The sequence below is a fragment of the Bradyrhizobium sp. SZCCHNS1050 genome (assembly GCF_032484785.1).
Lineage (GTDB): Bacteria > Pseudomonadota > Alphaproteobacteria > Rhizobiales > Xanthobacteraceae > Bradyrhizobium.
In genome coordinates, this window is sequence record NZ_JAUETR010000001.1 from 1,187,411 (window position 1) to 1,213,505 (window position 26,095).

Sequence of the window (26,095 nt, forward strand, 5' to 3'; positions counted from 1 at the left end):
ATGGGTGAGGCCTTCACCCGGCATTCCCTGCGCCCTCTCGATTGGTTCGAAGGGCGATGTCGATGGCATCACTCGGGCGGAGCACGCCGCGGGAGCGCGGACGTGCGTCTGCGAGCGGAGGTGGATGCGATGAGGACGACTCTCTCCACGTCATTCCGGGGCATCGCGCAGCGATGAGCCCGGAATCCATAGCCACAGGCGGATGTTGTTGGAGCGGGATGGAGCGCCCCGTGTGCCCCCACAGCGGCCTGTGGTTATGGATTCCGGGCTCGCCCTGCGGGCGCCCCGGAATGACGCGGGGAGAGAGGTTCGCGTCAGATCCAGCAGACGTAGTTGATCGGGCAGACGTCGGATGACGCCGCCCTGCTCTCCCGTCCGCGCCTCAGAATCTCGGCAGATCGGGAAATGCCAGCTTGCCGCCGTGAACATGCATGCGCCCAAGCTCGGCGCAGCGGTGCAAGGTCGGGAACACCTTGCCGGGATTGAGCAGGCCCTGGCTGTCGAAGGCGCACTTCACCCGCTGCTGCTGGTTGAGGTCGATCTCGGTGAACATCTCCGGCATCAGGTCGCGCTTCTCGATGCCGACGCCGTGCTCGCCGGTCAGGACGCCGCCGAGCTCGACGCAGCAGCGCAGGATGTCGGCGCCGAAGGCTTCCGCGCGCTCCATCTCGCCCGGCTTGTTGGCATCGTAGAGGATCAGCGGATGCAGATTGCCGTCGCCGGCATGGAACACGTTGGCGCAGCCGAGCTGGTACTTCTCCGAGAGCTCGCGGATGCGCGCCAGCGCCTTCGGCAGCGCGCCGCGCGGGATGGTGCCGTCCATGCAGAGATAGTCCGGCGAGATCCGGCCGACGGCGGGGAACGCCGCCTTGCGGCCGGCCCAGAACAGGTTGCGCTCGGCCTCCGAGGTCGAGATGCGACAGGTGGTCGAGCCGCAGCCGTTTGCGATCGCCTCGACGCGGCCGATCAGCTCGTCGACCTCGACGCCGGGGCCGTCGAGCTCGATGATCAGGAGCGCCTCGACGTCGAGCGGATAGCCGGCATGGACGAAGGCCTCGGCGGCATGAATGGCCGGCTTGTCCATCATCTCCATGCCGCCGGGGATGATGCCGGCGCCGATGATGCGCGCGACGCATTCGCCGGCGGCCTCGACCTCGGCGAAACCGACCATCAGCGCCCGCGCCGTCTCCGGCTTCTGCAGGATGCGCACGGTGACCTCGGTGACCACGCCGAGCAGGCCCTCCGAGCCGGTGATCAGGCCCATCAGGTCATAGCCGGCGTTCTCGGTGCACTTGCCTCCGATGCGCAGGATCTCGCCGGTCATCAGCACGAACTCGCAGCCGAGCACGTTGTTGGTGGTCATGCCGTATTTCAGGCAATGCACGCCGCCGGAATTCTCCGCGACGTTGCCGCCGATGGAGCAGGCGATCTGCGACGACGGGTCCGGCGCATAGTAGAAGCCGGCATGCGCCACCGCCTGGCTGATGGCGAGGTTGGTGACCCCTGGCTCGGTGACGACGACGCGGTTGTCGAAGTCGATGTCGCGGATGCGCTTGAACTTGCCGAGGCCCAGCAGCACGCCGTCGGCCAGCGGCAGCGCGCCGCCGGACAGCGAGGTGCCCGAGCCGCGCGGAACCACCTTGATGCCCTGCTCGTGGCAATACTTCAGGACCCGCGAGACCTGCGCGGTGGTCTCCGGCAGCACCACGACCATCGGCGGCTGGCGGTACGCCATCAACCCGTCGGACTCGTAAGGCAGCATCTCGGCGGCGCTGTCGATGACGCCTTCGCCCGGCACGATCGCACGCAGTGCAGCAACGATCTCGCCACGGCGCGCCAGCACCGCCCGATCAGCTTCCGGCATCATGATCGCCATCGCGTTCCTCCGGCCTCGATTTTGCCCGGACCTATCAATCACAACGGAAACCGTTTGGATAGGCAGCGGATCCGCATCGAAGTTTGCGGCAGAGCAACAAGCTCAGCCAATATGCTGATTTGCCTCAGCGCATCCCCGCTTGTGCCTCGCCTGAGGCCATGCCACAACCTGCGCGCAAACCCGTCTCGTAACCCACAGAGCCTGATCCATGAAGAAAATGACTTTGAGCGCGCTCGTCATCCTCGCCTCGTCGTCGCTGGCGTCTGCCGCGCTGGCGCAGGATGCGGCCGCCGGCAAGACGTCCTTCAACAAGTGCCTGCCCTGCCACGCGATCGGCGAGGGCGCGAAGAACAAGGTCGGCCCGGAACTCAACGGCCTCGACGGCCGCAAGTCGGGCAGCGCGCCGGACTACAACTATTCGGAAGCCAACAAGAACTCGGGCATCACCTGGAACGAGGCGGTCTTCAAGGAATACATCAAGGACCCGAAGGCCAAGATCCCCGGCACCAAGATGACCTTCGCCGGCATCAAGAACGAGACCGAGATCAACAACCTCTGGGCCTATGTTTCGTCGTTCGACAAGGACGGCAAGCAGAAGCAGTAAGCGGCCGCCGGCCGACACGTCACCTCGACTGCAAAGCCCCGGCGGACCGCCGGGGCTTTTTCACATCACGGCGCCAGGGCGTCGGCCGGGGTCACCGCGGCGACGATCCGGTCGACCTCGCCGGCCACCAGCTCCGGCACGGCGTTCTGGACCATGTGCCCGAGGTCGGGCAGCACGATCAGGCGGCTCTGCGGCACGACCCGCGCGAGCGGGCGGGAATGGATGTCGGTATAGACCGTCCGGTCGGCCCCGCCCGCCACGATCGTGACCGGGACCTTGATCTCGCCATAGCGCGGCGCCTGCTCGATCACCGCCTGCTTCAGGGTGACGAGATCGCGGGCATTGGCCATGAACTCGCGCGGGCGCAGCAGCAGCGGCGTCGCGGTCCGGTCGACGAAATCGTCCGGCATCGCCTGCGGCGCAAACACGCCGCGGGCGCCGGGCGCCATCAGCGCCAGGCCGAGCGGCAGCGTGATCGTGTGCGCCAGCAACGGCCCGACCACCGGCGTCGTGACGGCCTCGTTGTAGCGCCCGACCCCGCCCCGCCAGGGATAGGCGACCGGCGCCAGCATCACGAGGCCCGCAACCCGGTCGGGGAAGTCGAGCGCCATGCGCAGGCCGAGCGCGCCGCTCCAGGAATGCACCACCAGGACGACCTGGCCGACGCCGAGCCGCGCCAGCACCTCGTCCAGCATCCGGGCCTGGGCCGCGGGCGTGGAATCCTCGGGCCGCGCGCGCGGGCTCCAGCCGTGGCCGGGACGGTCGGCCAGGAGCACCCGGTGGCGCTGCGCCAGGAGATCACCCAGCGGGCGGCGCATGGCTTCGAGGTTCGAGCTCGCCCCATGGAGCAGCAGGAGCGGCGGTCCAGACGCGTTGCGCGGCCCGATATCCACAAGATTGATGGTCGCACCAGCGACCGGGATCGCCTGCCCCTGCTGCGGATAGCGCTTTTCGACGATGGCAATACCGGCCCGCGTGGCCAGCGCGAGCCCACCGAGGACCACCGCAATAGTGATTGAAATCATTGATATTTTTCTACGTGTCACGCTGACAGATACGGAGCAGAACGAAGGCGGTTGCGCGGGAAAGCGCGCAATTCCACGTCCCGTCAAGCCAATCCTGTCATCATGGCGTCGTCGGCCATTTTATAACCATGGTCGGGACATTTCCTCGCAATCGGCTGATGGCCGTGAATTACTTGCGGTCAGATCATTGCGTCGTTTGAACACGATGACCGGCCCTGCGTTTTGTTTGGTGTTTTGGGAGGGGGTTACCGATGAGTTTTCGTTCGAGCGAGGCTGCGATCGACGAGATCGTCGCAAGTTGCAATGGCGATCTCCGCGGCGCGCTGAAGGCCCTGCTGCTGGTCAACGAGCATCTCGAGGCCGAGATCGCGCAGCTGTATGCCGCAGCCGCGCAGTACGGCATGCCGGACCGCCGCAGCACCGCCTTTCACTGAGTCGGCTGACCGGGCCGGATTGCGCCGATCAGTCCTCGGACGTGATGTCCTTGTTCGGGCACGCGTTGATCGTCGATCGCGCCAGCTTGGCGTCGTCTTTCGACTTGAACGGCCCGGACGCGAACCAGATGTCGCCCATGGTGGGGGTGACGATCGGATTGCTGGTCACGATCTCGCAGCGATTGGTGGCGCGGTTGCCGACCACCCAGAACACATCCGGATCCTCGGCCCAGGCGGCCGTCGCCGTCATTCCGATGAGCGCTGCCGTCAGCACTGCACGCCTCATTGCGCCACCTCCTCGCCGGATGCCCTCCGATCAACGGCAGGTGGGATGGCGCAGATCGGCCGGCAAGGACGGCCGTCCTGACATGGTTAATCGACCGTCAAGGCTAGATGTCGCGGCCTTCGACCTTTTCGGTCAGCGTCTTGACCAGCTCCGGCACCTTGTCCAGGTGCGGATTGACCTCGAGCGCCTTGCGGAACGCGTCCAGGGCCCGCTTCTCCTCGCCGAGGTCCTGCATGATCATGCCGAGACCCGCGAGCGCGCCGAAGTGCCGCGGCTCACGCAGCAGGACCTGCTGGATGTCGGCAAGCGAGCGACCGTAATCGTTCTGGAGGTAATAGATCGTCGCGCGACGGTTCCAGGCCTCGACGTAGTCGGGCCGGAGCTTGATGACCGAATCGAGCAGCTTGAGCGCAACCTCGTTCTGCTTCGCGTCCATCGCCGCCTTGGACCGCGCCATCAGCAGGGCGACGGTGTCACTGGGGGTCTGCAGCCAGATCGCCCAGATCCGCGCCTCGACGTGCTTGGCGCTGATCTCGTCGGGCGCCGCCTTCAGGGCACCGAACAGGAAATCGAGGCCCTTGGTCTTGTCGGCGCCGACCTTGGGCAGCTTGGCGGGCGCCTCGGGCGGCTTCGGCTTGGGCGTCGCGCGCGGCTCGCCCTGCGCTTGCGCAAGGTGCGGTATGGAAATGACGACAACGGCGAGAAGAATCGCCCGCAAGGATCGCTTGGCCATGCCCCAAGTCTAAACGCAGTCGGCGCGTCCTGCAAAGCAGCACGCGCCTCAAAGACCTGTGAGAAGGCCCCTCTTCTCGAGGGGAGATCTACGGGATCAGCCCTGGCGCGCCTTGAAGCGGCGCTGGACCTTGTTGATCACATAGACGCGGCCCTTGCGGCGGACCAGACGGTTGGCGCGATGGCGGCCACGCAGCGACTTCAGCGAGTTACGGACCTTCATGGGACATCCTGATACGTTGAAAGGCCGTGTTGGACAGGCCGGAAGTGGCAAATACAAAGGGAGTTCCGCAAGCGACCAGGTCGCCCGGATTGGCCGGTTTCTAACCACCAGCCCGCCGGATGTCAATCATGGCGGGCCCCGGCTTCAACAGGACCGGCCGGCGACGGGCCCCTCGATCCAACTTGGCGATTGCCAAATTTGTTATATCCTATAATCAATTTTCCAAAGCCAAGAACCAACCGCCGGGAACGCCCATGCCCAAGCTCGCTCTGCCCAAGATCGACGACGTCGTCGCCATCGACATCCACACCCATGCCGAGGAGCCCTGCGGCATGCATGCGGATGACGGCTACGACGATTTCCAGGCCCAGATGGCCGACTACTTCAAGTCGCCGCACAAGCACCCGCCGACGGTGCCGGAGACGGCGGCCTATTACCGCTCCAAGAACATCGCCGCCGTGATCTTCCCGGTCGACGCCGAGCGCGAGACCGGCTTCCGCCGCTACAACAATTACGAGATGCTCGAGGTCGCCTCCGACCATCTCGATGTGCTGATCCCCTTCGTCAGCATCGATCCGCACAAGGGCAAGCTCGGCGTCCGCGAGGCGCGCAAGCTGATCGAGGAGTATGGCGTCCGCGGCTTCAAGTTCCACCCAACCATGCAGGGCTTCTACGCCAACGACCGGCTGGCCTATCCGCTGTATGAGGCGATCAACGACGGCGGCGCGATCGCGCTGTTCCACACCGGCCAGACCGGCGTCGGCTCGGGCATGCCGGGCGGCATGGGGATGCGGCTGAAGTACTCGAACCCGATGTACATGGACGACGTCGCGGCCGACTTCCCCGACCTCAAGATCATTCTCGCCCACCCCTCCTTCCCCTGGCAGGAGGAGGCGCTGTCGGTCGCGACCCACAAGCCGAACGTGTACATCGACCTCTCCGGCTGGTCGCCAAAGTACTTCCCGCCGATCCTGGTGCGCTACATCAACTCGATCCTGCAGGACAAGATGCTGTTCGGCTCCGACTGGCCGGTGATCACGCCCGACCGCTGGCTCGCCGATTTCGCCAAGCTCGACATCCGCGAGGAGATCCGGCCGAAAGTGTTGAAGGCCAACGCGCGCAGGCTGCTCGGGATCTGAGGCCGTCCGACGGCTCGTATCGTCGAGGATCGTGCTATCATCCGCGGGCGCGGTGGCCATCGGCCATCGCGCCTGCCTCTCTCGATGAGGTGAGCGCCGTGCCCTTCAAAGCCGTGGTCTTCGATGCCTATGGCACGCTGTACGACATCCAGTCAGTAGCGGCGGTCACCGAGCAGGCCTTTCCCGGCCACGGCGACATCATCACCCAGATCTGGCGCATCAAGCAGCTCGAATACACCTGGCTGCGCTCGCTGATGCAGCGCTACGAGGATTTTTCGGTCGTTACCCGCGAGTCGCTGCTCTATACGCTGCGCGTTCTCGGCCTGCAGGCGGATGCGATCACACGCGATCGCATCATCGCCAAATATCTCGATCTCGATCCCTACCCTGATGCACGTGCCGCGCTCGCCGCGATGAAGGACCGCCGGCTCGCGATCCTCTCCAACGGCAGCCCAGCGATGCTCGACGGCCTGGTGAAAGCCAGCGCCTTCGACACGCTGCTCGATGCCGTCATCAGCGTCGATGCCCACAAGATCTTCAAGCCGAGCTCGCAAGCCTATGCGCTGATCGAGGAGACACTCGGGCTTGCGCCCGACGAGGTGCTGTTCGTGTCCTCCAATCCCTGGGACGTCTGCGGCGCCAAGGCCTTCGGCCTCAACGTTGCCTGGATCGAGCGCGTCACTCCCGAAGCCATGGCGGCGGCCTGCATCGAGACCGATCTCGTGTCCCCGCTCACGATGTTCAAGGCGCTGCGGACCCAGATGGACGAGTTGGGTTTTGCGCCCGATCATCGTATTGCTGCGCTTTCCGAATTGCCTGAGATCGTCAACACGCATGAGCCTTGAATCCGTCCGCGCCTTCTTCGCCGAAAAAGCCCCCGACATCGACGTTCTCGTCTCCAGCCAGAGCTCCGCAACCGTGGCGCTCGCGGCGGAAGCCTATGGCGTGGAGCCGGCCCGCATCGCCAAGACGCTGTCGTTGCGCGTCGGCGAGCGCGTCATCCTGATCGTCGCCGCAGGCCACGCGCGCATGGACAACAAGAAGGTGAAGGCACTGTTCGGCGGCAAGCCGAAGATGCTCGGCCTCGACGAGGTCGCCGACATCACCGGACACGAGGTCGGCGGCGTCTGCCCGTTCGGCTTGAAGTCGCCGCTACCGGTGTATTGCGACGTCTCGCTGAAGGCCTTCGACATCGTGGTGCCCGCCGCGGGCTCGACCCACAGCGCGGTGAAGATCACGCCGGATCGCTTGGCCGAGCTGACGGGAGCCGCATGGGTCGATGTGTGCGAGGTGCAGTCCTGATCGGCTGGGATCGGCGGCCGCGATCATCGCTTCTTCCCCTTCGCGAGTTCCTTCACCAGAAACTCCGTCAGCACCTCGACCCGCGCGGGGCGCGGGCCGCCGGGCGGCATCACCAGATGCATTGCGCCTTCGGGCTGGCTCCAGCCCTTCAGCACCACCTCGACCTCGCCTGACGCGATCGCGTCGCCAACGATGAAATCCGGCAGGTCCGCGATGCCGAGCCCGGCGAGCACCGCCGGCAACAGCGCCTCGCCATTGTTGACGCGCAGCTGTCCCGCCGGCCGTACGCTGGCCTGCTCGCCGGCCGCATTGGTGTAGTGCCAGACGCCGGCGGTGGAGAGATAGGCGTAGCCGAAGCATTTGTGCTCGGCGAGATGCATCGGATGCGTCGGCCGTCCGTGGCGCTTCAGATAGGACGGCGCCGCCACCGTGTAGCGCGGCATGGGGCAAAGGCGGCGCGCGACCAGCGACGAGTCCGGAAGCCGCGCGATCCGCAGCGCGAGGTCGAACCCTTCGCCGATCAGATCGACGGTGGCGTCGCTCATGTGGAGGTCGATCGAGACCTCCGGATATTGCTCTAGGAACGCCGGCAGCAGCGGCGCGATCTTCTTGACGCCGAACGTCATCGGCACCGCGAAGCGCACCAGGCCGCGCGGCGTCAGCGACTGCGCGAGCGCCTCGGTCTCGGCAGCCTCGCCATCGGCGAGCAGCTGCGCGGCACGCTCGGACAGGCGCTGGCCGGCGTCTGTCAGCGCCAAGCGCCGCGAGGTGCGGTTGAACAGCCGCGTACCCAGACGCTCCTCCAGCCGGCTCACCGCCTTGGAGACGGAGGCCTTGGAGAGGCCCAGCTCCTGCGCGGCGCCGGCGAAGGAGCGCAGCTCGACGACCTTGGCGAAGATCGCCATCGCCTCGAAATCCGGAAGTCGCGCCATCGCCCTCAAATCTCGTTTTTGGAAACAATAGGTTTCAATAGTTTCTATTTCTATACCCCGGTCGCTCCCTTATTCCAATGCCCAACAGCACGGCGGCCCCGGCCGGCCGTTTCAACCACAGGAGCAGACCCATGATCGAATTGAAGCCCTTTGCGGCGCTGGGCGGCGCCGACCACGGCTGGCTGAAGGCAAAGCACCATTTCTCGTTCGCGAGCTACTACGACCCCAGCAACATGGGCCACGGCGCCCTGCGCGTCTGGAACGATGACGAGATCGCGCCGAACACCGGCTTCCCGGCGCATCCGCACCGGAACATGGAGATCATCACCTATGTCCGCGAGGGGGCGATCACCCATCAGGACAGCCTCGGCAACAAGGGCCGCACCGAGGCCGGCGACGTCCAGGTGATGAGTGCGGGCAGCGGCATCCGCCACTCCGAGTACAATCTGGAGCCGACCACGACGCGGATCTTCCAGATCTGGATCGAGCCGACCACCGATGGCGGCCAACCGACCTGGGGTGCCAAGCCGTTCCCGAAGTCCGACCGTTCCGGCAAGCTTGTCACACTGGCGAGCGGCTTCGCAGATGACGGCGACGCGTTGCCGATCCGTGCCAAGGCGCGCGTACTCGGCACCACGCTGAAGGCCGGCGAGACCGCCGAGTACAGCGCCGACAAGGCCCGCCACATCTATCTGGTGCCCGCAGCCGGCAGCGTCGAAGTGAACGGCGTCCGAGTCAACGCCCGTGACGGCGCCGCCATCCGCGACGAGGCCACGCTCAAGATCACCGCGCTCGAAGATTCCGAGCTGGTGCTCGTCGACGTCGCCTGACCTCTCACGCGATCCCGGCCGGGCATCCGGCCGGGACGCTCTCCCCGATCATCCTCGTCCCCACGGAGACTGCCATGACCAAGGTTCTCGTTCTCTACTACTCCGCATACGGCCACATCGAAGCGATGGCCAACGCGGTGGCCGAAGGCGCCCGCGAGACCGGCGCCACCGTCGACGTCAAGCGCGTGCCCGAACTGGTGCCGGCCGACGTCGCCAAGGCCTCCCACTACAAGCTCGACCAGGCCGCTCCGATAGCAAAGGTCGAGGAGCTCGCCGACTACGACGCGATCATCGTCGGTACCGGCACCCGCTTCGGCCGCATGGCCTCGCAGATGGCCAACTTCCTCGATCAGGCCGGCGGCCTGTGGGCCAAGGGCGCGCTCCACGGCAAGGTCGGCGGCGCCTTCACCTCGACCGCGACCCAGCACGGCGGCCAGGAGGTCACGCTGTTCTCGATCATCACCAACCTCTTGCATTTCGGCATGACCATCGTCGGCCTCAACTACGGCTTCGCCGGCCAGATGAAGCTCGACGAGGTCACCGGCGGCTCGCCCTATGGCGCCACCACCATCACCGGCGGTGACGGCAGCCGGCAGCCGAGCGCGAACGAGCTGGCGGGGGCGCGCTATCAGGGCCGCGTCATCGCCGAGACCGCAAAGAAGCTGCATGGCTGATGCGACTGCGGCGGCACTTCCGCAAACGAAGTGCCGCCCCATCTCGCAAAAGTCGGAAGGATGTCAAGGAGGCTGCAATGCCCGCCATGCTCGAACTGGTGACGCTGGCCCGGTTGGCCCGCCATCCCCTGCAGATGATGGCGCGCCGCTGGTACTGCAAGAGCCTGTACCGCGCGAGCCGCGGCCAGCGCCGCTGCCCGGAATGCACGGCCGCTACAGCGGCTTGATCTGCACCTTCCTGAACTTCACGACGCCCGAGCCGTACTGCAGGGCGATCGGTCCCGCCGCGTGCTTGCTGTCGTCGACATCGGCGGTTTTCTCGCCGTTGAGGATCACGGTCAGCCGCGTACCCTTGGCGGTGATCTCATAGGTATTCCACTTGCCGCCGGCCTTCGGCATCGGATCGACCTTGGACACGTCGACGATCGCGCCGGTGCCGTATTTCGGATCGGGCCGCTTGTCGAAGATGTTGACCTCGTAGCAGATGTTGGAGTCGATCTTCGCCGACTGGTCGCAGCGGATGAAGATGCCGCTGTTGGCGGCGTCATCGACCCAGAACTCGGCCTTGATCTGGAAGTCCTTGTAGCTCTCCTTGGTCACCAGATACGATGGATCCTTGCCATCGAGCTTGTCGGCCGACAGCGCGCCGTCCTTCATCTCCCAATTGGCCTTGCCGACCTCGGTGAAGTCGGCCTTGGTCGTGGAGTCGACCAGGGTCACCCAGCCGTCATCGGCCAATGCCGCTCCCGTCATGCCTGCGCCCGCAATCAATAGTCCGGCCGCGAGCCCTCTCAAGCGATACCGCATCGAAACTCCTCCCTGATTTCTGTTTCGTTCGTCGCCACGATAGCAAAGCGCCGGACAATGCAAACGGGTTTCGATGCTGCACTTGCTCTATCGTCTCCTCCAACTACACCGCCGTGGCGCGCGCAAAATCGACATAGATCTCGCGCAGCCGCGCCGCCACCGGTCCCGGCTTGCCGTCGCCGACGGGCTTGCCGTCGATCGTGACCACCGGCTGCACGAACGAGCTCGCGCTGGTGATGAAGGCTTCCTTCGCCGCGAGCGCCTCCTCCACCGTGAACAGCCGCTCCTCGACCTTGAGCTGGCGCTCCTCGGCGAGCTTCACCACGGCCTTGCGGGTGCAGCCCGGCAGGATCGCGTTCGAGTTCGGCCGCGTCACGATGACGTCGTCCTTGGTCAGGATGAAGGCCGAGGACGAGCCGCCCTCGGTGACATGACCGTCCTCGACCATCCACGCCTCGCCGGCCCCGGCCGCGGCGGCCGCCTGCTTCGCGAGCACCTGCGCCAGCAGCGCCACGCTCTTGATGTCGCGGCGCGCCCAGCGGATGTCGGGCACGGTGATGACGCCAATTCCCGTCTTCGCCGAGGGCGCATTGATGATGTCCTTGGCGGTGACGAACATCACCAAGGTCGGCTTGACGTCGCCCTTGGGAAACGGGAAGTCGCGGCCCTTGTCGGCACCGCGCGTCACCTGCAGATAGACCATGCCCTGGTCGAGCCGGTTGCGCGCGACCAGCTCCTTCTGTAGCGCCTCGATTCGCGCCAGGCTCTCCGGCAGCGCCAGCCCGATCTCGCCGACCGAACGCTCCAGGCGGGCAAGATGCGGGGCACTGTCGACCAGCTTGCCATCGAGCACCGCCGCCACTTCGTAGATGCCGTCGGCAAACAGGAAGCCGCGATCGAGGACCGAGACCTTGGCCTCGGACAGGGGCACGAAGGCGCCGTTGACGTAAGCGATCGGGTCCAAGGACGTGTCTCCATTCTCATCTGCGCACGCAAAGCCATCTGCGTACACCAATTGTTACTCTCGCCGTCATTCCGGGGCGATGCGCAGCATCGAACCCGGAATCTCGAGATTCCGGGTTCGCCCTGCGGGCGCCTCGGAATGACGGACGCAACTAATGCGACAGGATCTTCGACAAGAACTGCTGCGCCCGCTCGCTGCGCGGCTGGCCGAAGAAATCCTCCTTCTTGGCGTCCTCGACGATCTCGCCGCGGTCCATGAAGATGACGCGGTGCGCGACCTTCCTGGCGAAGCCCATCTCGTGGGTCACGACCATCATGGTCATGCCCTCGCGGGCGAGATCAACCATGACATCGAGCACCTCGCTGATCATCTCCGGATCGAGCGCCGAAGTCGGCTCGTCGAACAGCATCGCGATCGGATCCATGGCGAGCGCACGTGCGATCGCCACGCGCTGCTGCTGGCCGCCGGAGAGCTGCGCCGGAAACTTCTGCGCCTGCTCCTTGAGACCGACGCGATCCAGGAGCTTCATGCCCTTCGCGGTCGCTTCCTCATGGCCACGACCCAGCACCTTCTGCTGGGCGAGGCAGAGGTTGTCGATGATCTTGAGATGCGGAAACAGCTCGAAGTGCTGGAACACCATGCCGACCCGCGAGCGCAGCTTCGGCAGGTTGGTCTTGGAATCATTGACCTTGAGGCCGTCGATCGTGATCACGCCGTCTTGGAACGGCTCCAGCGCGTTGACGCATTTGATCAGGGTCGACTTGCCGGAGCCGGAGGGGCCGCAGACCACCACCACCTCGCCCTTGGCGACCGAGGTCGTGCAGTCCTTCAGCACCTGGAAGCTCGGGCTGTACCATTTGTTGACGTGGCTGATTTCGATCATGGGAGCCGACTATCTGATGATGGAGATGCGCGACTGCAGGCGGCGGACGCCGTAGGACGCGACACAGGAGATGGTGAAGTAGACCAGGGCCGCGAACAGGTACATCTCGACCAGGCGGCCGTCGCGCTGGGCGACTTTCGAAGCAGCGCCGAGGAAGTCCGGAATCGAGAGCACGTAGACCAGCGACGTGTCCTGGAACAGCACGATGGTCTGGGTCAGCAGCACCGGCAGCATGTTGCGGAACGCCTGCGGCAACACGACGTAGCGCATGGTCTGCGCATAGGTCAGGCCGAGCGCCGAGGCCGCGGCCGGCTGGCCGCGCGAGATCGACTGGATGCCGGCGCGCATGATCTCGGAGAAATAGGCCGCCTCGAACAGGATGAAGGTGATCAGGGAGGACGCGAACGCGCCGACCTTGATCGGCCGCGACGAGCCGGTGATCCACTGCCCGATATAGGGCACCAGGAAGTAGAACCAGAAGATCACCAGAACCAGCGGCAGCGAGCGCATGAAGTCGACATAGAGCCCGGCGATAAAGCCCATCACCCGATAGCCGGACAGCCGCATCAGCGCGATCAGGGTGCCGAACACAAGACCGCCCGTCGCCGACAGCGCCGTCAAGGTCAGCGTGAAGGTCATGCCGTCGATGAAAAGATAGCTCAGCGAGCGGCGGATGACGTCGAAATCGAAATTGGCCAGCATCTCATTTGCCCGTGATGTAGCCAGGGACCGCCACCGCGCGCTCCAGGAGCCGCATGCCGATCACGACGATGACGTTGATGACGAGATACATCAAGGTGGCGGCGCTGAAGGCCTCGAACACCTGGAACGAGAATTCCTGCATGGCGCGCGCAGCGCCCGTCAGTTCGATCAGACCGATCGTGATTGCGACGGCGCTGTTCTTGACCGTGTTGAGAAATTCGGACGTCAGCGGCGGCAGGATGATGCGGAAAGCCATCGGCAGCAGCACGTAGCGGTAGGCCTGCAAGGTGGTGAGGCCGAGCGCGGTCGCCGCCAGCTTCTGGCCGCGCGGCAGCGAGCCGATGCCGGCCGCCAATTGCACGGCGACACGCGCCGACATGAACAGGCCGATGCCGACGGCCGCCGTATAGAATGGCGCATTGGGCATCTGCTTCAGCCACAGGCCGATCGTGGGCGGCAACAGCTCCGGCAGCACGAAGAACCACAGGAACAGCTGCACCAAAAGCGGCATGTTGCGGAAGAACTCGACATAGGCGAAGGCGATCCAGGTCGCCAGCTTGGACGGCAAGCTGCGCAGGATGCCGACGATCGTGCCGCAGATCAGCGCGATCACCCAGGCCGACAGCGAGGTCACGATGGTGACCTTCAGCCCCGCCAGCAGCATGTCGAAATAGGTGCCGGCCCCGGTCGGGTTCGGCTCCAGGAAGATGTGCCAGTTCCAGGTGTAGTTCACGGGGACATCCTGAGAGGGAATTAGCTCGCAAGTCGCATTACACAGTCTTTGCCAAAAACTCGCTGCGCTCCCTCCCCCCTTGCGGGGGAGGGTCGGGGTCGGGGGTCCACACGGGCAGTCTTTCCTGAGACCCCCACCCCCGCCCCCTCCCCGCAAGGGGGAGGAGGGCACATCGAATTCGGCGCGAGAGCTGCGGCCTCACGTTACGGCTTGTACGAATCCGGATCCGGCGAGTCCGACGGCTTGGCGAACTCGGCCTTCAGCTCGGCCGACAGCGGGGTGTTGAGGTTCAGGCCCTTCGGCGGGATCTTCTGCATGAACCACTTGTCATACAGCTTGGCGCCCTCGCCGCTGGTGTAGATCTTGGCGGTCGCCGCATCGACCACCTTCTTGAACTGCGGATCGTCCTTGCGCAGCATGATGCCGTAGGGCTCGGGCTTCGAGAACGCGTCCTTGGAGACGACATAGGCGGCCGGATCCTTGGAGCCGGCGACGAGGCTCGCCAGAAGAATGTCGTCCATCACGAAGGCGACGGCGCGATCGGTCTCCACCATCAGGAAGGCCTCGGCATGATCCTTGGCCGGGATGATGTTGATGCCGAGGTTGCGCGCGGCATTGGCCTCGGTCAACTGCTTGATGTTGGTGGTGCCGGCGGTCGACACGACCGATTTCCCCTTCAGATCGTCGATCGAGTTGATCTTGCTCGCCTTCTTCGAGACGTAGCGGCTCGCCGTCAGGAAGTGGGTGTTGGTGAAGGAGATCTGCTTCTGGCGCTCGGCATTGTTGGTGGTCGAGCCGCATTCCAGATCGATGGTGCCGTTGGCGAGCAGCGGGATGCGGGTCGACGACGTCACCGGGTTGAGCTTCACATCGAGCTTGTCGAGCTTGAGCTCCTTCTTCACGGCATCGACGATGCCCATGCAGATGTCGATGGCAAAGCCGATCGGCTTCTGATTGTCGTCGAGATAGGAGAACGGGATCGAGGAGTCGCGGACGCCGAGCGTAATGGTGCCGGTCTCCTTGATGTTCTTCAGGGTCCCCGTCAGGTCCTCGGCCTGCACCTGGCCGGCGCAGAGCGCGGCGGCGACGGCAAGACCGAATAGGCGAAGCTGCTTCATAACTGATCTCCTCAATCCGGCTGATCGCCGGATGCTTGCATAAACCACAGCGAACTCAAAATGGCCCCCGTCCCCGGACGATCTCCGGCCGGACGAGCGCGGGCACCATAGACCGCCCCGCGGCGGGACGTCCTCGGACGATTGCGACAAATTGCCTGTCCCGCGTCCCCTTCGACAAGACGTCCGGGCTGAAACGGCAGCGCCGAACGTCGGGATGGTAAACTACGAGGGGCTCGCAGGCCCCGCGACCAGACGAAAGTTGCAGGCGGGTTCCCGCACGCGGCAATGCAACCGCACGGCACACGGACCTCATGGTTCGAGACGCGCCGCGCCCAGCAAGCCCGCCTTCCGTCTTCCTGGCCGGCGCGCGCTCCTCACCAGACGCCAGGCGATGTGTGCTCATGCCTCCTTCTCGGCTCACAGCGGCTTCCGCAATTCACCAAGATCCCAGAACAGCCCGGCCATCAGGCCGAGCGCCTCGTCCGTGACATCCAGCAGGATGTGCTCATCCGGCGCGTGCTGCGAGCAGCCCGGGTAGGAATGCGGCACCCACATGGTCGGCATCTTCAACACGTCGGCAAACACGTCATTGGGCAGCGAGCCGCCGAAGTTCGGCAGCACCGCGGGCGCCTTGCCGGTGCTCATCCGGATGGACTCCGCGGCCCATTTGATCCAGGGGCTGTCGATGTCGGCGCGCGAGGCCGCGAAGCCTTGCGTCATGCTGACCTCGACCATCGGGAAGCCGTGCGCGACGAGATGGCTCCTCACGTCCTCCACGATGCTGTCGACCTTGGTGCCGACCACGAAGCGCAGCTGCAGCACGGCGCGGGCGCGGCCGGGGATCGCATTCGCCGGCTTGTCGATATTGCCGGAGGAGATCGCGAGCACCTCGAGCGTATTCCAGGCATAGAGCCGCTCCGCCGGCGTCAGCCCCTCCTCGCCCCAATGGTCCGACAGCGCCGGCTCGTCGGCGGTCGGCTCCACCTTCACGTCGGCGAGGATGGCGCGGATGGCATTGGTGAGGCGCGGCGGCTTCAAGGTATCGAGCTTGATACGGCCATGGCCGTCGACCAGCGTGGAAATGGCATTGGCAAGGATGGTCGCGGGATTGGCGAGCACGCCGCCCCAATTGCCGGAATGGTTGCCGCCCTCGCGCAGGTTGACGTCGAGATGCAACCGGATGCCGCCACGGCAGCCGAGAAAGATGGTGGGGCGTGCGGTCGACAGCCGCGGGCCGTCCGAGCCGATGAAGACGTCGGCCTTCAAGGCGTCGCGATGCAGATCGGCCACCCTGGCGAGATCGGGCGAGCCGATCTCCTCGCCCATCTCCATGATGAACTTGGCATTGAAGCCGAGCTTGCCGCCGCGGGCCTCGCGCACCGCGCGCAGCGCCGCCATGTTGATGCTGTGCTGGCCCTTGTTGTCGGCGGTGCCGCGGCCATAGAGACGATTGCCCGCTGGCGTCACCGCCCAGGGATCGCGGCCGTCGCGCCATTCGCCGGCCATGCCGTCGACGGTGTCGCCGTGGCCATAGCTGAGCATCGTCGGGGCGCTGTCGCTCTCGTGGTAGGTCGCGATCAGGAACGGCGACTTGCCGCTCGGCGAGGGCACGATCTCGGAGGAAAAGCCGAGCGCTGCAAAGGACGGCGTCAGCTCGTTGGTCAGATACGCCGCGAGGTCGTCCTTGCGCTCGGGATTGAGGCTCTCGGTGCGATAGGCGACCCGGCGGCCGAGCTCGGCCAAGAAGTCACCGCTCGTCAGGCTCTGACGGGCACGGGCGATTGCATCAATCCTGGTCATGGCGCTTTTCCAGTCACAACGAAGGCGGCGTCATATCGGGATCGCGCGACGAGCGGAAGGGGCTGGGTTTGAATTCAATGCTGACATCAAGCAAGTCTCGGATTTCGGAACTTGTCGCAGAGATCGATGATGGGCGTGTGTCGGGATGCGCGCTTCCGTTCTCGCGGCGCCAGGAGCGTCCGAGGTTTGCCGGTGCGGTGCCTTCGCAAGGCGGAGGGCGCGGGGATGCCCGGCGAAGGCCTCACCCATGGCTCGCCTGCAGAAGAAAAGCAGGCGGCAGTCACCAAAGGTTCGGCCGGACGTCCGGCATTCCCCGCGCGACGGGAGTAACGCTCAGTTCACCGCGTTGCTGACCATCACCTCGATCAGCTTGGCGCCGGGGCGGCGGAACGCCGCCGAGAGCGTCGGCTGCAATTCACGGGGATCGCTGATGCGCATTGCCTCGCAGCCGAGCGAGCGGGCGAGCCCGGCAAAATCCACCTGCGGATCGACAAAATCCATGCCGATATAGTTGTCGTCACCGTGGAACGACAGCAGCCGCTGCTTGATGATGCGGTAGCCGCCATTGTTGACGATGACGACCGACAGCGGCAGCTTGTGATGCGCCGCGGTCCACAGCGCCTGGATCGAATACATCGCGCTGCCGTCACCGGAGTAGCAGACCACGGGGCGATCGGGATTGGCGAGGCTGACGCCGACCGAGGCCGGCAGGCCCCAGCCGATGCCCCCCGAGGCGAGCGCGTGATAGTTGTAGCGGTCGCGATACGGCCACAGCGCCGTCATGTAGCGCGCCGAGGTCAGGCCCTCGTCGACCATGATGCCGTGCTCCGGCATGGCCTCGGCGACCTGCAGCGCCAGGTAGTCCGGATCGATCGGCGTCCGCTCGCGCGCCGCTTCGATCTGCGCGGCCAGCTTGCGCCGCCGCGCGCTCCAGTTCTTCGAGGACAATTCGGCCACGCGCTCCTGCGCACGCGCCTGCAGGGCCGCGCCGCCGAGCTCGCGCAAGAGCGGCGTGAGCTGAAGCAGCGTCTCGCGAACGTCGGCCTTCAGCGCGATCTCGGCACCGAAATTCTTTCCCAGCTCCCAATCGACGAGGCCGATCTGCACGATCGGCAAGCCCTCGGGCAGCGGCTCGATCTCGCTGTGCACGGACATCCGCAAGGGATCGGCGCCGAGCACGATGAGAAGATCGTGTGGCGCGAGCAGGTCGCGGACCTGCTGCTGCGCGCGCGACAATGAGCCGATGTAGCAGGGATGCTCGGACAGAAAATGCGCGCCATAGGGCGCGGACTGCTGATGCACGGGAGCGCCGATCGCCGACGCGAACTCGGCCGCCTCCCGCAGCGCATCGCTCTTGACGACCTCGTCGCCGGTGATGACCACCGGCCGCTGCGCCTTGAGAATGCGCTGCGCCAGCCCCTGCAAAGCGTCCGCGGCCGGCAACACGCGCGCATCGACCCGGGTGGAACGGCCGAGCTCGATGCCGGCTTCGGCATTGAGGATATCGCCGGGCAGCGAGATGAAGACGGGACCGGTCGGCGGCGTGGTCGCCACCTTGGCGGCGCGCCTGATGATGCGCGGCAGGTCCTCCAGCCTCGTCACCTCGACCGCCCATTTCACCAGCGGCTCGGCCATCCGCACCAGCGGGCCGTAGAGCAATGGCTCCATCAGGCCGTGGCCCTGCTCCTGCTGGCCGGCGGTGAGGATCATCGGCGTCCCGGTGAACTGCGCATTGTAGAGCGCGCCCATGGCGTTGCCGAGACCCGGCGCGACGTGGACGTTGCAGGCGACGAGGCGTCCCGAGGCGCGACTGAAGCCGTCGGCGATCGCCACCACCAGGCTCTCCTGCATCGCCATGACGTAGGTGAGATCGGGATGATCCTTCAGCGCATGCATGATCGGTAATTCGGTGGTGCCGGGATTGCCGAACAGATGAGTGATGCCCTCGTCCTTGAGCAGCGTGAGGAAGGCCGAGCGTCCGGTGATGCGGTTCTTCATTCAGGTTTCCTCCGAGCAACGCGGCCTCAGTATGCGGGCGAGCTCTCTCTCCGTCATTGCGAGCGAAGCGAAGCAATCCAGGGCGGCGTACGCGACTCTGGATTGCTTCGTCGCTGCGCTCCTCGCAATGACGGTGGAGAGAGCGCGGACTACACCTTCGCCATCTCCTGATACACCGGATAGTCCGTGTAGCCCTTCTCCTCGCCGCCGTAGAAGGTCGGGCGGTGATAGGGCGTCAGCGGCCAGCCGTGCTGCAGCCGGGCGGGCAGGTCCGGGTTGGAGATGAAGGTGCGGCCGAAGGCGATGGCGTCGGCGAGGCCGGCCCGGATCGCGGCGTCGGCCGGCTCGCCCGTGAAGCCGCCGGCGCCGATCAGGACGCCCTTCCACACCGGCCGGAACAGAGCGATGGCCGACGGCACGTTCTGCCAGTTGACGTCGGCGCGGCCGGCGCCGGAGGAGCGCGGCTCGATCAGATGCAGATAGGCGATGCCGAGCTTGTTGAGCGCCTCGATCGCGTAGGTATAGAGCGGCATCGGCTCGGCCTCGCCGGAGCCATTGGCGATGCCATAGGGCGACAGCCGCACGCCGACCTTGTCGGCGCCGCAGGCGGCGATCACGGCCTCGGTCACCTCGAGCAGGAAGCGGCAGCGGTTCGCGATTGCGCCGCCGTAGCGGTCGGTGCGCTGGTTGCTGCGGGTCTGCAGGAACTGCTCGATCAGGTAACCGTTCGCACCGTGCACCTCGACGCCGTCGAAGCCGGCGGCCATCGCATTGCGCGCGGCTTGGCCATAGGCGGCGACAAGCGCGGGGATCTCGTCGGTGTCGAGCGCACGCGGCGTCTCGTAAGCTGCGCCTTTGCCCTCCGCCGTCATCGCCTTGAGATCGTCGCCGATCGCGATCGCCGACGGCGCCACCGGCAGCACGCCGCCGGGCTGGAACGAGGAGTGCGAGACGCGGCCGACGTGCCAGAGCTGCAGGAAGATGAATCCGCCCTTGGCATGCACGGCGTCGACGACCTGCTTCCAGCCGGCGATCTGCACCGCGCTGTAGATGCCCGGCACGTTCGGGCTGCCGGTGCCGGTCGGCAGCACCGGCGAGGCCTCGGCGATGATCAGGCCGCCCGGCGTCGCGCGCTGCGCATAATACTCGACGTTGAGCGGCCGCGGCGCGAGCGTCTCCCTTGCGGCGCGCATGCGGGTCAACGGCGCCATCACGACGCGGTGCTTGAGGCGATAAGGACCGATCGTGAGTGGTGAAAACAGCGCAGGCAGCATTTCGTCCCCAGATGTCGTTGCGATTGTCGATTTGGATCATCTTGTTCGCAAAACATGATGGTGGCAATGTCCGCCCCACGTCAGTACGAGCAGACCCTCCATGCCGAAAGCGAACGCCCTGCCCTCGCTCAGCCTGCGCATCGATCTCGATGACGGCGGCCGGATCGGGCCGGGCAAGATCGCGCTGCTGGAGAACATCGCGCGACACGGCTCGATCTCTGCGGCCGGGCGCGCGATGGACATGTCCTACAAGCGGGCCTGGGACCTCGTCGACGAGATCAACCGGGTGTGCCGGCAGCCGGCGGTGGCGCGCCAGACCGGCGGCCGCAATGGCGGTGGCGCGGCGCTGACGGCGTTCGGCACGCAGTTGGTCGAACGTTACCGGCGCATCGAGCGTGACGCAGCTGACGCCGTGAGGAAGGATCTCGCCGCGCTGCGCAGCGACATCGAGAAGCCAAGGAAGACCCGCGGGGCCAGGGCCGCGTCGTAAGCCGGTTCCAGCCGACGCGATGCATCCGCGACCGGACTGATGCGCCTCGCGTTGCAGCCGCAAAAAACCGTCTTGCCGTCAGCCGGATGATCTTGCGGCCGCGCCAAGACGTCATACACCAGCATCTCGTCGTCATGCCGGAGAACCTGCCGTGTCTCACCCTGCCTTGTCCGCCGACCACACCGCCGTCGTCACCGGAGGCGCCTCCGGCATCGGGCTCGCCGCCGCCACGCGCTTCGCAGAGCGCGGCATGAACGTCTGCATCGCCGATGTCGACGAGGCCCGGCTGCGCGACGCCGCCGCCAGGCTTGCGGCTGCGGCCAAGCGTGGCGAGGCTGCGGTCATGACCGCCACGGTCGATGTGAGCCACCGGGACAGCGTGGTCGCGCTCGAAACGGCGGTGCGGCAGCGCTTCGGCGCGATCGACGTGCTGATGAACAATGCCGGCATCCAGCCGGGCAGCAAGATGCTTGCCGACGACAATTGGCAGCGCATCCTCGACGTCAATCTGTGGGGCATCATCCACGGCGCGCAGGTGTTCGCAGCCAACATGATCGCGCAGAGCAAGCCGGCGCTGATCATCAATACCGGCTCCAAGCAGGGCATCACCACGCCGCCCGGCGATCCCGCCTACAACGTCTCGAAGGCCGGCGTGAAGGCGTTCACCGAGGCGCTGCAGCACGAGCTGCGCAACACGCCCGGCTGCCAGGTGACGGCGCATCTGTTCATTCCGGGCTTCGTGTTCACGCCGCTGACGGCGAATGGCCGCGTCGAGAAGCCGGCCGCCGCCTGGACGCCGGAGCAGACGGTCGACTTCATGCTGGAGCGCGTCGCGGCCGGCGACTTCTACGTGCTGTGCCCTGACAACGACGTGCCGCGCGCGCTGGACGAGCGGCGCATCCTGTGGGCGGCCGGCGACATCGTCGAGAACCGGCCGCCGCTGTCGCGCTGGCATGCCGACTACGCCGACGCATTCGCCGCGTTCGTAAAGAAATCGCCATGATCCGGCCACATCGGAGCGGCGGCGCGTAGCTGCTCCCGGTCTCATCACAAGTTCCCGGACGCGTCGGATCGTCGCAAGGCGGTCCGCGTGCGCTCGGAACGTCTACCATCGACCGAATCGCTACGGTCGAACGCTCTTGCAACTCACTGATTTGCCGCGGGCGCGACATCGTCGCTGAGAGCCGGCTCCCGAAGCGCGCCTCGACCGTCAAGCGGTGAGATGTCGCAGCTCTGCGGGAGCGCCACCCGTACGCCGCACGACAATCTGACGCAGACGCATTCCACAATCCCTGCGCGAAGCAGCCACGAAGCAGGCAGCAGATGGCCCTCATCATCCGCACCCGCGTCAGCCGCGCCGCATTGCTTCGGCTCATCCGCAGTGGTGCGCAGCTTTGGGGAGTACGTCGGACATGTCGCGCCATCACCGTCACCATCACGACAGTCACCACGGTCACCATCATCACAGCGACCACCACCACCACCACCACCATCATCATCACGATCATCACTGCCAGCCGGCGCCTGCGCCGATGCCTCCGACGCCGCCCGCACCCACGCCGCCGACGCCAGCGCTCGGCTTTGCCGATCTCGGCGTCGTCTTCAACGACGCGACGCGCTTTCTCGAAGGCGGGCTGTGGCGCAACGTGGTCGAGGAAGGCGGCCAGGGGCTTGGCAGCGTCTACAACTACACCGGCGATCTCACCGTGATTCAGGATGGTCTGAAGGCGATGGTTGCCGCCGGCCAGTTCACCGGGCAGACGCTCACCAACATCAACAAGATCCTCGCCGACATCACGGTCGCGCAGGATGCCGCGATGGCTTCGGTGACCGGCGGCGGCGCATTCGGCAGCATCGCCGCCGCGGAGACCGCGCTGCGCAACGCGCACCTCGACGTCATCAACGTCGTCAACAACGATCCGAACCTTGCGGGCAATGCGACCAACGCCGACGGCGTCACCGGCTTCCTGCAGGCGCCGGCGCTGCTGCCCGAAGGCGTGACGGCCGCAACCGCCGCCAAGGGCACACTGGCCGAGCTCGGCCTGATCTTCAACGATGCCGCCAACCGGCTGATCGGCGGCGTGAACGAAAGCAACGTCGACGTCATCCAGGACGATGTCGACGCGCTGATCGCCGGCCTCAATGCGCTGGTCGCCGCCAATCCGCTGCAGTTCGGAGGCCTGACCGGCGTGCACGCGCTCGCCATCATCGACCAGCTCGCGCTCGTCAACACCCACATCAACGGCGCGGCCGGCAATATCGACATCGGCCGCGCGCTGAACGACGACTTCCTCGACATCATCGACATCGTCGCCGGCGACACCAATCTCGCCAACATGGCGCAGCAGAACGGCCTGAACGGCTGGAGCGGCTTCGGCGACTTCCTCAACCCGACGCCGGCCTATCAGGACAACCAGGCACAGACCAATTTCTGGGCCATGTTCATCGCCCAGTCGAACGCGCTCGGCAAGGCTGCGATCGCGGCCGTCAATTCCGGCGACGCCGCCGCGATGGCGCAGGTCACCGCCGACCTGATGACCTTCAAGAAGGATGTCACCGATTTCGACGCGGCGCAGGGCGGCATCTTCCAGGCCCGCTTCGACAACGAGCTGCTCGGCGACCAGAGCACGCTCGGCGCCGAGATCGCCAAGATCCTCGAGGGCTTCCAGGCCGGCAACAAGGCGCTGGTCGCGGCGGCCGCCGACCAGATGCACCAGAACGCAGCCGATGTCGGCGGCAACAACATCCCGGTCAATGGCGGCGCCTACAATGTCGACGGCACCACGATCTGCCAGGTGCTGGCGACCACCGGCGGCGGCAACAGTGCCGACGCCGCCGCGCTGCTGGCCGCGGTCACCAGCGCGCCGGCCTCGAACGTGATCATGCTTCCCAGCGCCGCGCCGGCAGCACAGGTCAGCGCCGCTCCGCCAACCCTGGTCATGGACGGTCCGATGATGGAGGGGCCGATGATGGAGATGTCACAGCATCATCACATGTGGGCGTGATCACCTGTCGCTCAGGCGCCTGCACCAGCAGGCGCCTGACGAGCGCGAGCGCGGTTTCCGTCGCCGGATCGGCCGAGATCACGGAGACCGCGAGCACGATGAGGTCGATCGGCTGGTGCGACAGCACGATCACATGCGTCGCATGCCGCGCATCCATCAGCGCCACCATGCGCTCGACGGCGGGGTCGGTGACCGCCCGCCGCCACGGCGCATCGGCCCGGCGCAGCACACGGCTTGACGCGAGAAAGTCGCGCAGGAGCGGCGGATCATAGGCGGTCAGCTCAACCTCGAGACAGCGGCGTGCGCTTTCGAAGACCGGCTGGCGCGTGAGCTCGGCGATCAGTTCGTCGCGCGTCGCCGCGATCGACGCCCCGATCGAGTCGAGCACGCCCGGCTCGCGGGCTTGCAGCATCGCGCGCAAGGCATCGCCGATCAGCCCGATCGTGAGCACGCCGGCCACCGCGACCGCGCAGAAACGCATCAGTTGCGCCGCATCGACGTCCGGCGACAGCGCGGCCGCGGCAGCGCCGAGCAGGGCGGCGCCGAGGATCCGCAACAATGTCAGCAGCCCGCCCTGACGCTGCGTCTCCGCGCTGGCGCCGGCGATCAGGATCGCGGTCACCGCCAGCAGCGCGCCCAATGCGCCGAGCCGCACCGGCATGCTCGGCGCCAGCACGCGAAAATCGGTGATGATGAAGGGGATGACGATGATGGCGCCGAACGCGACGCGATCGATGGCGCGGTTCTCCCAGGCCAGCAGGCGCGCGCGGTCGCGGCGAAGCAGCAGCCAGGCGCAGGTCGCAAAGCCCGCGAGCTGAAAGGCCGACAGCACGACCGTGTGGTGGCTTTCGAACTCGGCCGGACCGAGCGCGCCGGCGAGCGCGAGCGCCACGCCGCCGGCCAGCGCGATCGCCTTGAGCGCGCGATGCGCGTGTCGGCGCAGCAGACCTTCCGTCACCACCAGCGCGCCGAGCGGGATCAGCGCCGCCGGAACCAGCGAGATGCGGTCGAGAAAAGCATTGTCCGTCCACCAGGCGACGCCGCGCAGCAGGAACAGCGAGGCGACGGTCCCGAGCAGAACGACGAGCCGCGCCGTCAGCGGTCCCCTCGGGTCGCGCCGGTGCAGCATGGCGGCGGCCACCGCGAGGCCGACCGCGCCGCAGAGGTTGACGACGGAGTCCGCAACGATGCCGGCCGTCATGGCGCGGGCTCGCCGGGCTGCAGGCGCGGACGCAGCGTGTCGAACGTCCTGGTGTCGTCGAGCCAATGTACCAGCGGCAGGATCATCCGCTGCAGCGCCAGCACGCCCGAGGTCGCCAGCAGCGCCGGCAGCGAGCCCGAGGGGATTTCGCGCAGCAGATAGCGCCGAGCGGCGGCGAGATCGATCCGGCCGAGCTGCAGCAGGTCGTCGCCCCTGGTGTAGTCCAGCTCGCGCGCGCAGAAGCCGTTGTAGACGGCGTCGCGATGCTTCGGCGCATCGTCATACGTCTTCTTGAGCGCGTCGGAGCCGCCGGTATAGGCGTTGGTGATGACGAAGCGCTGTTCGTCGAACCCGGCCTCGTCGCCGACACCGAACACCGCGCGATGCGCCCGCATGATGCCGCGCGCGAGCTGAAGATGTGCAAAGCTCTGTCGGGCCTGCGGCAGCGGCGACGGATAGACGTCGGAGAAGGTCTCGCAGACCATGCCGGCCACCGCCGGCACCTGCGTGACGTTGGAGATCCATTTCGGCCGCAGCCCGTCGCGGACGAACAGCAGCAGCGTCGTGAGGCCGTAGAGCACGCCGGACAGGCCTTTGCCACGCGCTTCCGGATCGACCATGACCAATCCGAGATGGATCACCTGCTGGCTGTCGCCATCGCGCTCGACCTGCATCACCGCGAGCGCATTGAAGGCGATCGGCCGGCCGCCCGCCTCCTCCGACACCACGGTGATGATGGCGCGCGCGAGCGGCTCGCGCGCTCCGGAGAAGATGCCGTAGGTGAGCTCGCCGGCGGGCAGCGTCTTGCCGGCAATGGTGCGGAGATCGGCGACGAGCGCCGCCAGCGCCGCATCGTCCAGGGTCGTGCCCGGGCTCTCGACGATGCGCGTGCGCAACTCCGCATGGGTGCGTAGCGACAGGTCCATCGCCTCCTGGCCGAGCGCGGTCAGCCAGAAGCCGATGCTGCGTCGGATACGCCCCACTGCTGCGACGATGTTCATGCCTCAACCTAGCACGGCGTGATCAGGAAGCGGCGCAGCCGGGATCACGGCCGCCCTGGCCG

Annotated in this window: 28 protein-coding genes; 11 read left to right on the top strand and 17 right to left on the bottom strand. The window is 66.2% G+C overall.

Annotated features, from left to right (window positions below; translation table 11 throughout):
- Positions 1-382 precede the first annotated feature (382 nt).
- Positions 383-1,876, bottom strand: coding sequence for an FAD-linked oxidase C-terminal domain-containing protein (locus QX094_RS05570; RefSeq protein ID WP_316171342.1), 1,494 nt, complete (start codon positions 1,874-1,876; stop codon positions 383-385).
- Positions 1,877-2,084: 208 nt separating this feature from the next.
- On the opposite strand from QX094_RS05570, the gene cycA reads away from it, so the two are divergent.
- The gene (cycA, locus tag QX094_RS05575) at positions 2,085-2,480 is read left to right on the top strand and encodes a cytochrome c-550 CycA (protein WP_316171341.1); all 396 of its coding nucleotides are present in this window, start codon (positions 2,085-2,087) and stop codon (positions 2,478-2,480) included.
- Positions 2,481-2,545: 65 nt separating this feature from the next.
- Here the strand turns inward: cycA and QX094_RS05580 are convergent, their stop codons facing one another.
- On the bottom strand, positions 2,546-3,505 hold the full coding sequence (locus tag QX094_RS05580; protein WP_316187672.1) for an alpha/beta hydrolase: 960 nt from the start codon (positions 3,503-3,505) through the stop codon (positions 2,546-2,548).
- A 251-nt stretch (positions 3,506-3,756) separates the two neighbouring features.
- On the opposite strand from QX094_RS05580, the gene QX094_RS05585 reads away from it, so the two are divergent.
- Positions 3,757-3,939 (top strand): hypothetical protein, encoded by a 183-nt coding sequence (locus QX094_RS05585; protein WP_315716646.1) that lies wholly within the window; start codon positions 3,757-3,759, stop codon positions 3,937-3,939.
- 28 nt (positions 3,940-3,967) lie between these two features.
- Here QX094_RS05585 and QX094_RS05590 read toward each other — a convergent pair whose 3' ends face one another.
- From QX094_RS05590 to ykgO, 3 genes are all read right to left on the bottom strand, one after another.
- A complete protein-coding gene (locus QX094_RS05590; protein WP_316171340.1) occupies positions 3,968-4,225 on the bottom strand; it encodes a hypothetical protein in 258 nt (85 codons plus the stop codon).
- A 103-nt stretch (positions 4,226-4,328) separates the two neighbouring features.
- Positions 4,329-4,958, bottom strand: a complete 630-nt coding sequence (locus QX094_RS05595; RefSeq protein ID WP_316168051.1) for a tetratricopeptide repeat protein — start codon at positions 4,956-4,958, stop codon at positions 4,329-4,331.
- A gap of 96 nt (positions 4,959-5,054) precedes the next feature.
- Complete coding sequence (gene ykgO, locus QX094_RS05600) at positions 5,055-5,180, bottom strand: type B 50S ribosomal protein L36 (protein ID WP_006611362.1); 126 nt, start codon at positions 5,178-5,180, stop codon at positions 5,055-5,057.
- A 254-nt stretch (positions 5,181-5,434) separates the two neighbouring features.
- On the opposite strand from ykgO, the gene QX094_RS05605 reads away from it, so the two are divergent.
- The 3 genes from QX094_RS05605 (at position 5,435) to QX094_RS05615 (ending at position 7,621) form a co-directional block, all read left to right on the top strand.
- Positions 5,435-6,319 (top strand): amidohydrolase family protein, encoded by an 885-nt coding sequence (locus QX094_RS05605; protein WP_315716643.1) that lies wholly within the window; start codon positions 5,435-5,437, stop codon positions 6,317-6,319.
- Between the two features lie 98 nt (positions 6,320-6,417).
- Positions 6,418-7,164, top strand: coding sequence for a haloacid dehalogenase type II (locus QX094_RS05610; RefSeq protein WP_316171339.1), 747 nt, complete (start codon positions 6,418-6,420; stop codon positions 7,162-7,164).
- Entirely contained in the window at positions 7,154-7,621 is a 468-nt protein-coding gene (locus QX094_RS05615; protein ID WP_315716641.1) for a YbaK/EbsC family protein, read from the top strand. The genes QX094_RS05610 and QX094_RS05615 overlap by 11 nt, the downstream gene beginning before the upstream one ends.
- Before the next feature lie 23 nt (positions 7,622-7,644).
- Here QX094_RS05615 and QX094_RS05620 read toward each other — a convergent pair whose 3' ends face one another.
- On the bottom strand, positions 7,645-8,553 hold the full coding sequence (locus QX094_RS05620; RefSeq protein ID WP_315716640.1) for a LysR family transcriptional regulator: 909 nt from the start codon (positions 8,551-8,553) through the stop codon (positions 7,645-7,647).
- Between the two features lie 131 nt (positions 8,554-8,684).
- Between QX094_RS05620 and QX094_RS05625 the strand changes: the two genes are divergently transcribed.
- The 3 genes from QX094_RS05625 to QX094_RS05635 all read left to right on the top strand — a co-directional run bounded on the left by QX094_RS05625 (position 8,685) and on the right by QX094_RS05635 (position 10,284).
- A complete protein-coding gene (locus tag QX094_RS05625; RefSeq protein WP_316187673.1) occupies positions 8,685-9,383 on the top strand; it encodes a pirin family protein in 699 nt (232 codons plus the stop codon).
- Between the two features lie 74 nt (positions 9,384-9,457).
- Positions 9,458-10,057 carry an NAD(P)H:quinone oxidoreductase gene (gene wrbA / locus QX094_RS05630; protein WP_315825412.1) on the top strand — a complete coding sequence of 200 codons (600 nt, stop codon included), beginning with the start codon at positions 9,458-9,460 and terminating at the stop codon, positions 10,055-10,057.
- A gap of 77 nt (positions 10,058-10,134) precedes the next feature.
- Positions 10,135-10,284 (top strand): hypothetical protein, encoded by a 150-nt coding sequence (locus QX094_RS05635; RefSeq protein WP_315736529.1) that lies wholly within the window; start codon positions 10,135-10,137, stop codon positions 10,282-10,284.
- Here QX094_RS05635 and QX094_RS05640 read toward each other — a convergent pair.
- The 9 genes from QX094_RS05640 to QX094_RS05680 all read right to left on the bottom strand — a co-directional run bounded on the left by QX094_RS05640 (position 10,271) and on the right by QX094_RS05680 (position 20,336).
- Positions 10,271-10,864, bottom strand: coding sequence for a DUF1080 domain-containing protein (locus QX094_RS05640; protein WP_315753381.1), 594 nt, complete (start codon positions 10,862-10,864; stop codon positions 10,271-10,273). The genes QX094_RS05635 and QX094_RS05640 overlap by 14 nt on opposite strands.
- Before the next feature lie 103 nt (positions 10,865-10,967).
- The gene (locus QX094_RS05645) at positions 10,968-11,828 is read right to left on the bottom strand and encodes a D-amino-acid transaminase (RefSeq protein WP_316171338.1); all 861 of its coding nucleotides are present in this window, start codon (positions 11,826-11,828) and stop codon (positions 10,968-10,970) included.
- A gap of 151 nt (positions 11,829-11,979) precedes the next feature.
- Positions 11,980-12,711: an amino acid ABC transporter ATP-binding protein gene (locus QX094_RS05650; RefSeq protein ID WP_315736526.1), complete on the bottom strand. Its 732-nt coding sequence runs from the start codon at positions 12,709-12,711 to the stop codon at positions 11,980-11,982.
- A 9-nt stretch (positions 12,712-12,720) separates the two neighbouring features.
- Positions 12,721-13,413, bottom strand: coding sequence for an amino acid ABC transporter permease (locus QX094_RS05655; RefSeq protein WP_315736525.1), 693 nt, complete (start codon positions 13,411-13,413; stop codon positions 12,721-12,723).
- A gap of 1 nt (position 13,414) precedes the next feature.
- A complete protein-coding gene (locus QX094_RS05660; protein WP_315736524.1) occupies positions 13,415-14,146 on the bottom strand; it encodes an amino acid ABC transporter permease in 732 nt (243 codons plus the stop codon).
- A 203-nt stretch (positions 14,147-14,349) separates the two neighbouring features.
- On the bottom strand, positions 14,350-15,264 hold the full coding sequence (locus QX094_RS05665; RefSeq protein ID WP_315753374.1) for an amino acid ABC transporter substrate-binding protein: 915 nt from the start codon (positions 15,262-15,264) through the stop codon (positions 14,350-14,352).
- A 417-nt stretch (positions 15,265-15,681) separates the two neighbouring features.
- Entirely contained in the window at positions 15,682-17,064 is a 1,383-nt protein-coding gene (locus QX094_RS05670) for a M20 family metallopeptidase (protein WP_316171337.1), read from the bottom strand.
- A gap of 333 nt (positions 17,065-17,397) precedes the next feature.
- Positions 17,398-19,062, bottom strand: coding sequence for a thiamine pyrophosphate-binding protein (locus QX094_RS05675; RefSeq protein WP_316171336.1), 1,665 nt, complete (start codon positions 19,060-19,062; stop codon positions 17,398-17,400).
- Between the two features lie 149 nt (positions 19,063-19,211).
- Positions 19,212-20,336: an alkene reductase gene (locus tag QX094_RS05680; RefSeq protein ID WP_316171335.1), complete on the bottom strand. Its 1,125-nt coding sequence runs from the start codon at positions 20,334-20,336 to the stop codon at positions 19,212-19,214.
- 100 nt (positions 20,337-20,436) lie between these two features.
- Between QX094_RS05680 and QX094_RS05685 the strand changes: the two genes are divergently transcribed.
- The 3 genes from QX094_RS05685 to QX094_RS05695 all read left to right on the top strand — a co-directional run bounded on the left by QX094_RS05685 (position 20,437) and on the right by QX094_RS05695 (position 23,831).
- Entirely contained in the window at positions 20,437-20,826 is a 390-nt protein-coding gene (locus tag QX094_RS05685) for a winged helix-turn-helix domain-containing protein (RefSeq protein ID WP_316171334.1), read from the top strand.
- Between the two features lie 151 nt (positions 20,827-20,977).
- Positions 20,978-21,829, top strand: coding sequence for an SDR family NAD(P)-dependent oxidoreductase (locus QX094_RS05690; RefSeq protein WP_316171333.1), 852 nt, complete (start codon positions 20,978-20,980; stop codon positions 21,827-21,829).
- A gap of 409 nt (positions 21,830-22,238) precedes the next feature.
- On the top strand, positions 22,239-23,831 hold the full coding sequence (locus QX094_RS05695; protein ID WP_316187674.1) for a hypothetical protein: 1,593 nt from the start codon (positions 22,239-22,241) through the stop codon (positions 23,829-23,831).
- Here QX094_RS05695 and QX094_RS05700 read toward each other — a convergent pair.
- Together QX094_RS05700 and QX094_RS05705 are read right to left on the bottom strand one after the other, a co-directional pair.
- Positions 23,764-25,032, bottom strand: a complete 1,269-nt coding sequence (locus tag QX094_RS05700; RefSeq protein ID WP_316171331.1) for a hypothetical protein — start codon at positions 25,030-25,032, stop codon at positions 23,764-23,766. The two genes, QX094_RS05695 and QX094_RS05700, sit on opposite strands and share 68 nt — an antisense overlap.
- Positions 25,029-26,033 (bottom strand): hypothetical protein, encoded by a 1,005-nt coding sequence (locus tag QX094_RS05705; protein ID WP_316171330.1) that lies wholly within the window; start codon positions 26,031-26,033, stop codon positions 25,029-25,031. The genes QX094_RS05700 and QX094_RS05705 overlap by 4 nt, the downstream gene beginning before the upstream one ends.
- Positions 26,034-26,095 lie beyond the last annotated feature (62 nt).

Bases quoted from the DNA above. Each gene is read 5' to 3' on its own strand.
- QX094_RS05695 (WP_316187674.1), top strand. From the start codon at position 22,239: ATGTCGCGCCATCACCGTCACCATCACGACAGTCACCACGGTCACCAT.
- QX094_RS05590 (WP_316171340.1), bottom strand. From the start codon at position 4,225: ATGAGGCGTGCAGTGCTGACGGCAGCGCTCATCGGAATGACGGCGACG.
- QX094_RS05605 (WP_315716643.1), top strand. From the start codon at position 5,435: ATGCCCAAGCTCGCTCTGCCCAAGATCGACGACGTCGTCGCCATCGAC.
- QX094_RS05685 (WP_316171334.1), top strand. From the start codon at position 20,437: ATGCCGAAAGCGAACGCCCTGCCCTCGCTCAGCCTGCGCATCGATCTC.
- QX094_RS05585 (WP_315716646.1), top strand. From the start codon at position 3,757: ATGAGTTTTCGTTCGAGCGAGGCTGCGATCGACGAGATCGTCGCAAGT.
- QX094_RS05675 (WP_316171336.1), bottom strand. From the start codon at position 19,062: ATGAAGAACCGCATCACCGGACGCTCGGCCTTCCTCACGCTGCTCAAG.
- QX094_RS05635 (WP_315736529.1), top strand. From the start codon at position 10,135: ATGCCCGCCATGCTCGAACTGGTGACGCTGGCCCGGTTGGCCCGCCAT.
- QX094_RS05580 (WP_316187672.1), bottom strand. From the start codon at position 3,505: ATGATTTCAATCACTATTGCGGTGGTCCTCGGTGGGCTCGCGCTGGCC.
- QX094_RS05615 (WP_315716641.1), top strand. From the start codon at position 7,154: ATGAGCCTTGAATCCGTCCGCGCCTTCTTCGCCGAAAAAGCCCCCGAC.
- QX094_RS05625 (WP_316187673.1), top strand. From the start codon at position 8,685: ATGATCGAATTGAAGCCCTTTGCGGCGCTGGGCGGCGCCGACCACGGC.
- QX094_RS05665 (WP_315753374.1), bottom strand. From the start codon at position 15,264: ATGAAGCAGCTTCGCCTATTCGGTCTTGCCGTCGCCGCCGCGCTCTGC.
- QX094_RS05570 (WP_316171342.1), bottom strand. From the start codon at position 1,876: ATGGCGATCATGATGCCGGAAGCTGATCGGGCGGTGCTGGCGCGCCGT.
- QX094_RS05680 (WP_316171335.1), bottom strand. From the start codon at position 20,336: ATGCTGCCTGCGCTGTTTTCACCACTCACGATCGGTCCTTATCGCCTC.
- cycA (WP_316171341.1), top strand. From the start codon at position 2,085: ATGAAGAAAATGACTTTGAGCGCGCTCGTCATCCTCGCCTCGTCGTCG.
- QX094_RS05650 (WP_315736526.1), bottom strand. From the start codon at position 12,711: ATGATCGAAATCAGCCACGTCAACAAATGGTACAGCCCGAGCTTCCAG.
- QX094_RS05670 (WP_316171337.1), bottom strand. From the start codon at position 17,064: ATGACCAGGATTGATGCAATCGCCCGTGCCCGTCAGAGCCTGACGAGC.
- QX094_RS05700 (WP_316171331.1), bottom strand. From the start codon at position 25,032: ATGACGGCCGGCATCGTTGCGGACTCCGTCGTCAACCTCTGCGGCGCG.
- wrbA (WP_315825412.1), top strand. From the start codon at position 9,458: ATGACCAAGGTTCTCGTTCTCTACTACTCCGCATACGGCCACATCGAA.
- QX094_RS05620 (WP_315716640.1), bottom strand. From the start codon at position 8,553: ATGGCGCGACTTCCGGATTTCGAGGCGATGGCGATCTTCGCCAAGGTC.
- ykgO (WP_006611362.1), bottom strand. From the start codon at position 5,180: ATGAAGGTCCGTAACTCGCTGAAGTCGCTGCGTGGCCGCCATCGCGCC.
- QX094_RS05705 (WP_316171330.1), bottom strand. From the start codon at position 26,033: ATGAACATCGTCGCAGCAGTGGGGCGTATCCGACGCAGCATCGGCTTC.
- QX094_RS05595 (WP_316168051.1), bottom strand. From the start codon at position 4,958: ATGGCCAAGCGATCCTTGCGGGCGATTCTTCTCGCCGTTGTCGTCATT.
- QX094_RS05655 (WP_315736525.1), bottom strand. From the start codon at position 13,413: ATGCTGGCCAATTTCGATTTCGACGTCATCCGCCGCTCGCTGAGCTAT.
- QX094_RS05640 (WP_315753381.1), bottom strand. From the start codon at position 10,864: ATGCGGTATCGCTTGAGAGGGCTCGCGGCCGGACTATTGATTGCGGGC.